This is a genomic window from Jonquetella sp. BV3C21 (genome assembly GCF_000468895.1).
GTDB classification, from domain to species: Bacteria; Synergistota; Synergistia; order Synergistales; family Dethiosulfovibrionaceae; genus Jonquetella; species Jonquetella anthropi.
Genome location: NZ_AWWC01000029.1, coordinates 86,847 through 97,777, shown reverse-complemented (window position 1 = coordinate 97,777; position 10,931 = coordinate 86,847). Strand labels below are relative to the sequence as shown.

Sequence of the window (10,931 nt, the reverse complement as noted above, 5' to 3'; positions counted from 1 at the left end):
AAAACTGCGGCGCCCTTTTTCGTCGGGCCGTAACAGGAATGTAATGTTTTTGTCAGCTCCCCGCAACGCCGCCGCCGTAGGATAAAAACAGCTTAGAAAAACAATCATTCACGCGGAGGTGCTGTAAGTGAAAATTCGTTTTCTCATGTTGTCCGCTCTGGCGGCGGTGCTGACGGCTTCTGTCGCCGGGGCCTCTGAGCCGGAACTCGTCGTTTTGCCCATCGACCGGGCCAAGTTCTGGGCCGGACAGAAGTTTGACTTCGAGTGCGAGCTCCGGGGCGCGAAAGCCGACGCCATCGACGTGACGGTCAACGGCCAGCCGATCGCCGAGTTCTTCGGAGAGAAGCCGGGCTTCACCGCGTCCGACGAACTGTCCAGCCTGCGGGCCGACGGTGTGACGTTCGCCAAGCCCGGAGACGTCACGGTCAGCGCCTCAGCCCGATCCGGCGGCAAGACCTATCAGGCCGTCAAGCACTACACCGTCGTTCAGGAGTCCATCAAGAAGCCGGTCAAGAACGTCATTCTCTACATCGGCGACGGCATGGGCCTTCAGAGCCGCCAGATCGCCCGAATCCTTTCCAAAGGCATTACCGAAGGCAAGTACAACGGTCTGCTCAGCATGGAGCAGCTGACCGACGGCACGGCGCTGCTGACCACCTCCGGCTACGACTCGCTGGTCACCGACTCGGCCAACAGCGCGTCGGCCTACGCCACCGGCCACAAGTCGGTCGTCAACGCCATGGGCGTGTACGAGAACGCCACGCCGGACCCGATGGACGACCCGAAGGTCGAAGACTTGGCCGAAATTCTTCGGCGTGCCAAAGGCATGTCCATCGGACTGGTCACCACCGCCAGCGTCACCGACGCGACCCCGGCGGCGTTCGTCTCCCACACCCGCCGGCGGGCCGAACAGAACTACGTCGCGACTGAAATGCTGAAAGCCGACGTCGTCTTAGGCGGCGGCGCCCGGTACTTCCTCCCCAAATCGACCGCCGGTTCCAAGCGAACCGACGACAGAAACTTGGTCGAAGAGTTTAAGAAGGCCGGCTACGCCTTCGCGGGCAACAGAAAAGAACTGGCGAAGGCTGGCGGCGACAAGATTCTTGGCTTGTTCGCGATGAACCACATGAACGTCTACATCGACCGGGAAATCCTCAAGGACCCGGAAGTGCTGGGCCACTTCACCGATCAGCCCAACCTGATGGAAATGACCGCTGCCGCGTTGGACCGACTGAGCAAGAACAAGAACGGCTTCTTCCTCATGGTCGAAGGCGCCTGCATCGACAAGCAGATTCACACCATGGACTGGCAGCGGGCCGCCTACGACACCATCGAGTTCGACAAGGCGATCGAGCTGGGCCGCCAGTTCGCCAAGGAGCACGGCGACACGCTGATCATCTGCACCGCCGACCACAGCCACGGTATCAGCATTACCGGCACGTACCACGAGCGCGACGGCAAGACGGGACGGAACGCCGTCAGAACATACGCCGACGCGGGCTTCCCCACCTTCTCCGACGCGAACGGCGACGGCTTCCCCGACAATCCGGACCCGGACGTCACGCTGGCCGTCCAGTATGCCAACTTCCCCGACCACTACGAGAACTACCGCTTCCTTCCCCGCCCCACCGACCCGGCCGTGATGGACGGGAAAGTTGCCCGGGCCAACAAGGAACGCAACCCGAACGGCCGAATGATCTCCGGTGACATTCCGGAAGGCGACCCGCAGGAAGTCCACGCGGCCGACGACGTGCCTCTGTCCGCTGCCGGACGCGGCGCCGAGTACTTCAAGGGCGTCATGGACAACACCGAGGTGTTCTACGGCATCATGAGAGCTCTGGGCGTCAAAGCGACTGCCGGACGGTAATGCATGGTTCGGTTTCAGAACCTTTTCGGCAGAGGAGTTCTTTCGCTCCTCTGCCTTTTTTTCCTTTCTGCCGGTCTCGCGTCCGGCGCTTTTTCTCAGGAGAGCGGAGGGCTCCTCGAGTTTTCTCAAGTGTACTCGGGCGCCTCGTCCCTCGGGCTGGAGCTCTCCCCCAAAGCGCAGGCGCTGAACGGAAAAACCGTCAGCATGCAGGGGTTCATGGCCCCGCCGCTCAAACCGTCCCTTCGGTTCTTCGTGCTGACGAAAGTCCCCATGTCCATCTGCCCGTTCTGCTCGTCCGACGCCGACTGGCCTGACAACATCGTGCTCGTTTATTTGTCCAAGCCGGCCCGCGCCCTGCCGTTCGACCAACAGATCAAAGTCACCGGCCGTCTCGAGCTGGGCAACGCCATGGACGAAGAGACCGGCTTCATCAGCCTTGTCCGAATTTACGCTAACCAAATGGAGGCCTTAGAATGACACCCTCACAAACGCCCTTCCTTCGCGTTTCCGGCGTGACGAAAAACTACCGCGCCGGCGGCGAAACCGTCGCCGGACTTCGCCCCGTCTCGTTTGAGCTGGGCCGCGGCGACCGGCTCGCCCTCGCCGGCCCCAGCGGGTCGGGAAAGTCCACCCTGCTTCACATTCTCGCCGGCCTGTACCGCCCAACGGCCGGGGCCGTTCAGGCCGACGGAAGCTCCCTGCTGGCCGGAACGCCCCAGACCGAAGCGTGGCGCGCCGCCCACGTGGGATACGTCTTTCAGATCATGAACCTGCTGCCCGACTTCTCGGTGGAAGAGAACCTGCTCATCGCCGGACAAATCGCCGGCGTCCCGCGCGAGCAGGCGAAAAAGCGCGGCGCCGAGCTTTTAGATCGGCTGGGACTAAGCGACAAGCGCCGGCTCAAGCCGCGGGCCCTCAGCCTTGGCGAAAGCCAGCGCGCGGCCATCGCCAGAGCGCTCATCTCGGACCCAGAACTCATTCTGGCCGACGAGCCGACCGCCAGCCTTGACGGCCCGAACAGCCAGACCGTCCTCGATTGTCTGACCGAGCTGTGCGGCAAAGGGAGCGCCCTCGTCGTCGCAAGCCACGATGAGAACCTGTTGAGCCGTTTTCCCCGCCGTCTCGTCCTCTCGAAGGACGGCCCGCGGAGGTGAGAGAATGAGCGGTTTTTCAGTCGTTCGGGTCGCCTGCCGCCACGTGTTCTCCCGCCCTCTTCAGTTCTTCACCCTCGCGTTGGCCCTCGCGCTGGGAAGCGCGTTGGCAAGCTTCCTCTTCTTGGCCGTTTCAGGCCTTCAGGACGGCCTCGCGCGGGCCGTCGAGCCGTTCAGCCTGCTGGTCGGAGCGAAGGGAAGCCAGTACCAGCTCACGACGAACAGCATCTTCCTCCAAGACGCGCCGCTGGGCAACATCTCCGGGGACCTGTGGCACGAGCTCCAGAAGGACCGGCGCGTCAAAACCGCCACGCCCCTCGGCTTCGGCGACTCGTACCTCGGCTGTCCGGTCGTCGGCACAGACCAAACGGTCTTCACCATTCGGACCGGCGGGGCCTCCTCGCCCCTCTGGCTCCAAATGAAAGAAGGGCGCGCCTTTCAAAAGCCCTATGAGGCTCTGGTCGGCGCGGCCGCAGCCCAGCTTACCGGCCTCAAGATCGGCGACACATTCAAGACGACCCATGGCATGACCGCCGGAGGTCACCAGCACCATCAGGTTTACACCGTCACCGGCATTGCCGCACCCGTCGGCGGCCCGTACGACCGGGCCATATTCACCCCGATGGAATCGATTTGGGCCGCCCACGAAGGCCACGGAGAACACGAAGGCGGCGAAGACCATCATGACGAAGAGGCGGAAGAAGCAGAAGAGGCACATCACGACGTGCCGACCTCAGGCGACGTCACCGCCGTGCTGATAGAGCCAAAATCGCTCGGCGCCGCCTACGCCCTCGCCCAGAGCTTTATCAAGCGAAACGACGGACAGGTCGTTTTCCCCTCTCAGGTGATCGTCCGGCTCTTTTCCGCCATGGGACGAAGCGAGGAAATTCTTTCGGTAGTCGTCTGGTCGGTCCTAGCCGTCACGACCGTCACGTCCCTGCTGATCCTCTTCTGGTCCGGCTCGTCCCGAAAGAACGAGTACACGCTGCTTCGCGCCCTCGGCCTGCCGGCCCGAACGCTCTTCGCCGTCGGCTGGGTCGAAGGAGCGGTCACCATCTGCACCGGTCTCCTGACCGGCTGGATCGTCGGACGAGCCGGACTGTGGCTGCTGTTCAGCTCCCTCAGCCAAAAGACAGCCCTGACCTTGACCGCGCCGCTCACTGGCTATGAAGCCGGGGCCGTCGCCGCCGCCCTCCTCGCCGGCGTCGCCGTTTCCGCCCTGCCCGCTCTGGCCATGGGCCGAGCCCCGATGGAAAAACTCCTCGGCACCTCGTCGCTGTAGCTTCCATCAGTGAAGCCGCCGATTCTCGGCGGCTTTTTTCGCGCCCTAAAGCAATCACGTAAAGATACCTATGACGAAAATAACACAATGATAATATAATCGTGACACGCTCCGAGGAGCGGTATCTTTTTTGCGAGGTGATATTTGTGATTTCACGTGCAGTAGCCGCATTGATTTCCGTTTTCGCCGCCACGGCCGCTTGGGCGGACCCGATTGGCGTGTTGGTTACCACCCTGCCCCAAAAAGAGCTGGTGGAGAAAATTGGCGGGGACGCGGTCGCCGTCACTGTCATGGTGCCTCAGGGAGCCGACCCGCACAGCTACGAGCCCAAGCCCTCCCAGGTTCAGGCAGCCAGCAGCGCCAAGGTGTGGTTCACCGTCGGCATGCCGCTGGAAGCCAGTCAGCTTGACCGGGTCAAGGCCGTCGCCCCGGACCTGAAAGTCGTCCCTCTGGCCAGCGTCGTCGAGCCGGTCGCCATGAAGACCGCCCTCGAGATTGAGGACGAGGCCGAAGAATGCCACGACGAGAACTGCCACGAGTGCCACGATAAGGATGCCCACCACGGCGACAAAGACTGTCATCATGATAAGGACGGCCATCACGACAGCTGCACCTGCGGTCAGGACAAGGACGGCCATGACAAGGCCTGCCACGACGAGGGCTGCCATGACTGCCACGACAGCGACTGTCACCACGACGCCTGCGAGTGCGGCCACGAGGAAGGACATCATCACCACCACCATCACCACGACGGCCAGCCGGATCCGCACCTGTGGCTTTCTGCAAAGTGCGCGGTTCCTGAGTCTGAGCTGATCTGCAAGACGTTGAGCGAGCTACTCCCCGATCAGGCCGAGACCTTTAAGGCCAACCAGGAGAAGTTCGCCGCCTCTGCCGCCGAACTGGACAGCAAACTGGCTGATATCCTGAAAAACGCCAAGGGCAAGGCGTTCCTCACCTTCCACCCCGCGTGGGGATACTTTGCCAGGGACTACGGCCTGATTCAGGTTCCCATTGAAGTCGAAGGCAAGGAGCCGGGTCCTCAGACCCTCGCCAAGATCACCGACTTCGCCAAGTCTCAGGGCGTCAAGGCCCTGATCGTCGAGCCTCAGTTCTCCACCCAGTCGGCTTCTGTCGTCGCCAAGTCCTTGGGCGTGCCGATGGTCACAGTTGACCCGCTGGCTCCGAACTGGGAAGATTCGCTCATCTCCGCCGCGCAGGCCATCGCCAACGGCGTGAAATGACCGACTCGATCCGACTCGAGGGCGTCACGTTCGGCTACCCGGGTAAAACCGTCTTTACCGACCTGACGCTCTCCATTCCGGACCGACAGTTCTGCGTTTTAGTCGGCCCCAACGGGGGCGGAAAGACCACCCTCCTTAAATTACTGCTCGGATTTACCACCCCTCAATCAGGGGTGGTTTCCGTTTATGAAGAGCCCCCCGGCCGCGGCCAGCCGGTTGGCTACGTCCCGCAGGACGTCACAGCCACCGCCGCCCTGCCCATCTCCCTGTCGTCCGTCGTCCTGATGGGCCGCCTGAACCCCCGCGCCGCCCGCTGGACCCGAGAGGACCGGGAAGCCGCCGACGAAGCGCTCGAGCTGGTCGGCCTGCAGGACCTGAGCCGCTGGCCCTTCGGCGAGCTTTCCATCGGCCAGCGTCAGCGGGGACTGATCGCCCGGGCTCTCGCGTCCCGCCCTCGGCTCATGCTCCTTGACGAGCCACTGGCAAGCGTCGACCCGGCGGGCCGTCGGCTCGTCATGGAGTGTCTCGAAAAGGCAAGCCGCCAAGCCACAGTCGTCATGGTCAGCCACGACTTAGAAACGGTGCCGGACTGCGCGGGACAAATTCTGTTCGTCGATTCGGGCGTCACGGCCTACAGCCCGTCGGACTTCCCCGCCGGCTATTCCCGGCTCTTCGCCCGTCAGGTCGAAACGCCGCCCGCCAACCGAAAGGACAGCCTATGATTCAGGCCCTCATCACCTATCAATTTCTCCGCCACGCCCTGTTTGCCGCCCTGCTGAGCAGCCTCGTCTGCGGCCTGCTCGGCCCGGTCGTCGTGATTCGCCGGCAGGTCATGCTGGTTGGGGGCATCGCCCACGGCGCCTTCGGCGGCATCGGATTGGCCCGCTTTCTCGGCCTGCCGCCCCGGGGCGGCGCCTATGCCTTCACGCTCCTCTTGGCAGGCTTAGCCGCCCGGCTCAGCTGGGAGAGGTCCGATCGGTCCGACACCCTGATGGGTATTCTTTGGTCCGCCGGCATGGCAGTCGGCCTGATCTTCAACGACCTCACGCCCGGCTACGGCGCCGACGTGATGAGCTACCTATTCGGCTCAATCCTCACCGTCAGCTCGGGCGAACTCTTTTTGCTCGGCGGACTGAGCGTTCTTCTGCTCGCCTTCGCCGCCCTGCGGTATCACCAGCTGGAGGCCTTCTTGTTTGACGAGACGTTCGCCGCCACGCGGGGGCTCGCGGTGCGGACGTACCACTGCCTCACAGTCGCCGCCGCGTCGCTGGCCGTCGTCGCCATCATTCGGGTCGTCGGGCTGATCCTCGTCATCGCCCTGTTCACCATTCCGCCCTACATCGCCGAACGGCACGCCCGAAGCCTCGCCGGGATCATGGGGCTGTCGGTGGTTCTCGGCGCGGCGTTCAGTGTCGCCGGACTGTGGTTCTCCTATCGGTTCGACCTCACTGCTGGCCCGGCCATCATCGCCGTCGCCTGCGCCGCTCAGGCAGCCGACCTGCTCATCTTCCGTTCCCGCCACAAACGACCGAGCGGCGGGCGCTCACTCTGGAGGTAAAAAAGATGTACACGCCAATCCACGTCAACTTCAACGTCCTTGACCTGAAACGAAGCATGGACTTTTACGAGAAAGCGATCGGCCTGACCGAGCAACGGCGAATTGAAGGGGCCGACTTCACCATCGTCTACATGGGAAGCCCCACCAGCCCGTTTCAGCTGGAACTCACGTGGCTTCACGACCGAACCGAGCCGTACGACTTGGGCGAAGGGGAATTTCACCTCGCCTTCCGAACCGACGACTTCCAAGCGTCCCACGCCTTCCACGCCAAGAACGGCTGGATCTGCTGCGAAAACGAGGCGATGGGCATCTACTTCATTCAAGATCCCGACGGCTACTGGATTGAAATTCTCCCACCAACCTTTTAAGAGCAAATAAAACTCCCCCGAAGACGCCTTCGGGGGAGTTCTTCGTTTCAAGAGCCAAGCGGACACAAACTGCTAGGGCGGGAACGGCGCGTTCAAGGCCTAACGGTCAAAGGCTTTTCCGCTTGCTTTTCATCGGCCCGCCCTTAACCGAAGCCCGCACGGCGGCTTGTCCACGATTACCCGTCACAAGGGGACAAGTGCAATCCCAACTGAGGAATAACCCTGTAAAGGCCTGCTGAAATCGCCTCCGCCTTCGTTCAGCATTTTTCCCCAGCCACGGGGCCGACGGGTTCAAAGTCCGTTCGCCGAAAAGGCGGTTTTTTCGCCGCGCGCTTTCGCTTTGACTTCCGAGACGGCGCTTCATCGGGACTTAGCCCAAGCGGCCGCGCTTTTGGCCGCCCGCCCGGACAAGAGAACGGAAAGGGCGCAAAAAAACAGCCCCGAGGCAATACCTCGGGGCTGTTCGTGAATAACACGTGTGCTGTCAGAGAATTAGAAGGACAGCTGCGTGCGGAACCGGATCAGGTGATCGTCGTCCAGCTTGCTACCGCTCTCGTAGTTGACGTCGTCGTAAACCAGCTCAAACTTCAGGCTCGGAGCGTATTTGTAGGCGATGCCAACGGACCAGTTAGTCACGTCAATGGTCTTGGCCATGCTAGCGTTCCAATCAGCATCCTTGGCGAGCACAAAGCGCTCAAAGGTGCTGAACTTTTCCGTCCAAGGCTGCTCAGCCTTAGCGTAGAACACCTTGATGTCCGTGCTATCCACACCAATGGCACTGGGAACGACGTCGGCTCCCGCCAGAGCACGCAGACGAGGAGTAATGCTGAACGCATAGTTGTCGTACGGGCCGTCCTGGGTGGTCAGGAAGGACGGATCGAACTGGGCGTACTCCAGCCACAGACTGGTGAACTTCAGCACGTTCTCGTCGATATCCAAAATGACCTTCCAAGCATTCGGGGAGTCATCATAGCCAGCCGGCAGGAAGGTGGTGCTGTTGAAATCCTGATCTTGGAAGTAGTAAGCGCCCTTCAGCTCGAAGCCATCGGCGAATTTGAAGCCAGCACCGAGCCAGTAATAGCTGACCTTGTAGCCGTTCTGGCCCATTCCGTCATCGAACTGATCTTCAGGATCAAACCGCAGAGCGTTGGCGCTAACCCAGAACTTCTCGCCGCTGTATTTCAGGCGAGCTCCGTACACGTAGTCGCTCGGGTCGTCGTAAAAATTAATACCCAGGAAACCAGAATCCCAGTCATGAGTGCGACCGGCCAGAAGAGTGGCCTCAAGGGCGCCGAAGTTCCGGCTCAGCTGGTAACCCTGAATGAGGAAGTCGCCAGCGGTTGCATCGTTATCGGTGTACAGGCCGTCGTCGTCTTCCCAGTCGAAGTCAAACTGCCCGGCCCGGAAGTCCATGCCGAAGAAGTCGGTGACGTCGAAGTAGAACCGCTCAAACACTGCGTTTTCGCCGCCCCATCTGCCGGTGAAAGTGATGTGGTCGTCAACCTTCTTCTGCAGCCATAAGCGATACCGGGTCATAGCAATGCCGTCCCGAGCATCGTGATCTTTCAAATCCTTGTAGTCAAGACGCAGCTGGCCCCAGAACTTCCAGCCGTTGCTGTTCTTCTCCAGGTCGGCGACGCGGCCCTCAAGGCCGTCGACGCGGACGCCCAGGTTATCCAGCTCGTCCTTGAACTCGACCATCAGCTTTTTCAGCGTATCGGCATCTTCACCGGCCAGGCCGCCCTTGTTCATCGCGCGGGCGATCATCATGGCCATCTCGTAACGGGTGATGGGCTTGTTGCCCTTGAAGGTGCCATCCGGATACCCTTCGACAACGCCGTGGGCAGCCAGCTGCTCCACCGCGTCATATGCCCAGTGGTGCATCGGCACGTCGGAGAACGGGTTGGCCGCGAAAGCCGGGGCCGCGAAGGCCACGCACGCTGCGGCGGCGACAACTGCAAGCATTTTCTTCATGCTCATGTTACATTCCTCCTGATAAACCTTTGACTCTTCGAGTCGGCGGAACGCCATCAGCCGGTTATGCAGGAGTTTCCTCGTTTCCTCCGCCTACCGTCACTGTTGTCAGTTCCTGCGTCCGCTCATGCGGACTGCCGCTCTGTGGCACAGTCTAACATTCCTCATCGATTTGTCAAACGTATCCGGCCATTTACGCTTCAAAGATACGAAATAATACTTACTATCTCGCCGAAAAAGGGCGCCAAGCGGCTTGCGGCCGCCCCCTTCCTCAGGCCGTCGGTTCCTCTTGTTTTAGCGGCCGTTTCCGCGCCGCGGGCGGGCGTTCTCACATTGGGACGATTTTCGCCGCGCCGCCGGACAGCTGAACGGGCGTCAGCGCTGGCAGGGGAAAATGGCTCCAGCCGCTTTTGCGGCTGGAGCCATATCGACAGGCCGCCCTGATGGGTTGGCCGTCCACGGGCGGCGTTTGGCTGGTTCAGCGCCGCTACGCCAGCGTGGCGTACATGACGGCTTTGATAGTGTGCATCCGGTTTTCCGCCTCGTCGAAGACGACGGAGCGGCTGCTGCTGAAGACCTGATCGGTCACTTCCATTTCGGTTAAGCCGAATTTTTCGTGGATTTCCTGTCCGATGGTCGTCTTGAGGTCGTGGAAGGACGGCAGGCAATGCATGAAGATGGCGCGGCGGGAGCCGCGGGAGATGGCCTGTTCATTCACCTGATAGGGTTTTAACAGTTCGATTCGCGTTTTCCACGCCGAGTCGGGCTCGCCCATGGAGACCCAGATGTCGGTGTAGAACACGTCGGCGCCGGTCGTTCCTTTGACGACGTCGCTGGTGAGGGTCACGGTGCTGCCGGTCCCTTGGGCGACTTCTTGGGCGGCTTTGACGAGGTCCGGGGCGGGGAACAGGCTTTCGGGGGCGCAGCAGGTGTAGTTGACGCCCATTTTGGCGCAGGCGATCATCAGAGAGTTGGCGACGTTGTTGCGGCCGTCGCCCATGTAGACGAAGTTGACGCCTTTGAGGGCGCCGAGTTTTTCTTCGATCGTGAGCAGGTCGGCGAGCATTTGGGTGGGGTGGAACAGGTCTGTCAGGCCGTTCCACACCGGCACGCCGGACTCTCTGGCGAGGGTCTCAACCAGTTCTTGGCTGAAGCCGCGGTATTCGATGCCGTCGTAGAGGCGGCCAAGCACTTTGGCTGTGTCTTCGATGGACTCTTTTTTGCCCATCTGGGAGGAGCCGGGGTCGAGGTAGGTGACGCCCATGCCCAGGTCGCGCCCGGCGACTTCAAACGAACATCTGGTGCGGGTTGACGTTTTCTCAAACAACAAGACGATGTTCTTTCCCGCCAGATGACGGTGCGGCACGCCGGCCGCCTTGAGGGCTTTGAACTCTTTCGACAGGTCGAGCAGGTACCGAATGTCCTCAGAAGTGAAGTCCAGCAGTTTCAGGAAGCTGCGTCCGCGAAGGTTTTTTCCCACAGTGCTCACG

Annotated in this window: 10 protein-coding genes; 8 read left to right on the top strand and 2 right to left on the bottom strand. The window is 61.4% G+C overall.

Annotated features, from left to right (window positions below):
- Positions 1-127 precede the first annotated feature (127 nt).
- The 8 genes from HMPREF1249_RS07760 to HMPREF1249_RS07725 all read left to right on the top strand — a co-directional run bounded on the left by HMPREF1249_RS07760 (position 128) and on the right by HMPREF1249_RS07725 (position 7,467).
- Positions 128-1,867: an alkaline phosphatase gene (locus HMPREF1249_RS07760; protein WP_021776112.1), complete on the top strand. Its 1,740-nt coding sequence runs from the start codon at positions 128-130 to the stop codon at positions 1,865-1,867.
- Positions 1,868-1,870: 3 nt separating this feature from the next.
- On the top strand, positions 1,871-2,344 hold the full coding sequence (locus HMPREF1249_RS07755; RefSeq protein ID WP_008520254.1) for a hypothetical protein: 474 nt from the start codon (positions 1,871-1,873) through the stop codon (positions 2,342-2,344).
- Positions 2,341-3,021 (top strand): ABC transporter ATP-binding protein, encoded by a 681-nt coding sequence (locus HMPREF1249_RS07750; protein WP_008520253.1) that lies wholly within the window; start codon positions 2,341-2,343, stop codon positions 3,019-3,021. Before HMPREF1249_RS07755 ends, HMPREF1249_RS07750 begins: the two co-directional genes overlap by 4 nt.
- A gap of 4 nt (positions 3,022-3,025) precedes the next feature.
- Positions 3,026-4,300 carry an ABC transporter permease gene (locus HMPREF1249_RS07745; protein ID WP_008520252.1) on the top strand — a complete coding sequence of 425 codons (1,275 nt, stop codon included), beginning with the start codon at positions 3,026-3,028 and terminating at the stop codon, positions 4,298-4,300.
- Positions 4,301-4,446: 146 nt separating this feature from the next.
- Positions 4,447-5,541 (top strand): metal ABC transporter solute-binding protein, Zn/Mn family, encoded by a 1,095-nt coding sequence (locus HMPREF1249_RS07740; RefSeq protein WP_155801388.1) that lies wholly within the window; start codon positions 4,447-4,449, stop codon positions 5,539-5,541.
- The gene (locus HMPREF1249_RS07735) at positions 5,538-6,263 is read left to right on the top strand and encodes a metal ABC transporter ATP-binding protein (RefSeq protein ID WP_008520250.1); all 726 of its coding nucleotides are present in this window, start codon (positions 5,538-5,540) and stop codon (positions 6,261-6,263) included. Before HMPREF1249_RS07740 ends, HMPREF1249_RS07735 begins: the two co-directional genes overlap by 4 nt.
- Positions 6,260-7,099, top strand: coding sequence for a metal ABC transporter permease (locus HMPREF1249_RS07730; protein ID WP_008520249.1), 840 nt, complete (start codon positions 6,260-6,262; stop codon positions 7,097-7,099). The genes HMPREF1249_RS07735 and HMPREF1249_RS07730 overlap by 4 nt, the downstream gene beginning before the upstream one ends.
- A gap of 5 nt (positions 7,100-7,104) precedes the next feature.
- On the top strand, positions 7,105-7,467 hold the full coding sequence (locus HMPREF1249_RS07725; protein ID WP_008520248.1) for a VOC family protein: 363 nt from the start codon (positions 7,105-7,107) through the stop codon (positions 7,465-7,467).
- A 492-nt stretch (positions 7,468-7,959) separates the two neighbouring features.
- Here the strand turns inward: HMPREF1249_RS07725 and HMPREF1249_RS07720 are convergent, their stop codons facing one another.
- Together HMPREF1249_RS07720 and argF are read right to left on the bottom strand one after the other, a co-directional pair.
- Positions 7,960-9,447, bottom strand: a complete 1,488-nt coding sequence (locus tag HMPREF1249_RS07720) for an S-layer homology domain-containing protein (protein ID WP_008522537.1) — start codon at positions 9,445-9,447, stop codon at positions 7,960-7,962.
- Between the two features lie 481 nt (positions 9,448-9,928).
- Positions 9,929-10,921: an ornithine carbamoyltransferase gene (gene argF / locus HMPREF1249_RS07715; protein ID WP_008520235.1), complete on the bottom strand. Its 993-nt coding sequence runs from the start codon at positions 10,919-10,921 to the stop codon at positions 9,929-9,931.
- Positions 10,922-10,931 lie beyond the last annotated feature (10 nt).

What these genes read in the sequence shown, in the direction of transcription:
- HMPREF1249_RS07755 (WP_008520254.1), top strand. Translation starts at nt 1,871, where the DNA reads ATGGTTCGGTTTCAGAACCTTTTCGGCAGAGGAGTTCTTTCGCTCCTC.
- HMPREF1249_RS07750 (WP_008520253.1), top strand. Translation starts at nt 2,341, where the DNA reads ATGACACCCTCACAAACGCCCTTCCTTCGCGTTTCCGGCGTGACGAAA.
- HMPREF1249_RS07745 (WP_008520252.1), top strand. Translation starts at nt 3,026, where the DNA reads ATGAGCGGTTTTTCAGTCGTTCGGGTCGCCTGCCGCCACGTGTTCTCC.
- HMPREF1249_RS07735 (WP_008520250.1), top strand. Translation starts at nt 5,538, where the DNA reads ATGACCGACTCGATCCGACTCGAGGGCGTCACGTTCGGCTACCCGGGT.
- HMPREF1249_RS07730 (WP_008520249.1), top strand. Translation starts at nt 6,260, where the DNA reads ATGATTCAGGCCCTCATCACCTATCAATTTCTCCGCCACGCCCTGTTT.
- HMPREF1249_RS07725 (WP_008520248.1), top strand. Translation starts at nt 7,105, where the DNA reads ATGTACACGCCAATCCACGTCAACTTCAACGTCCTTGACCTGAAACGA.
- HMPREF1249_RS07720 (WP_008522537.1), bottom strand. Translation starts at nt 9,447, where the DNA reads ATGAGCATGAAGAAAATGCTTGCAGTTGTCGCCGCCGCAGCGTGCGTG.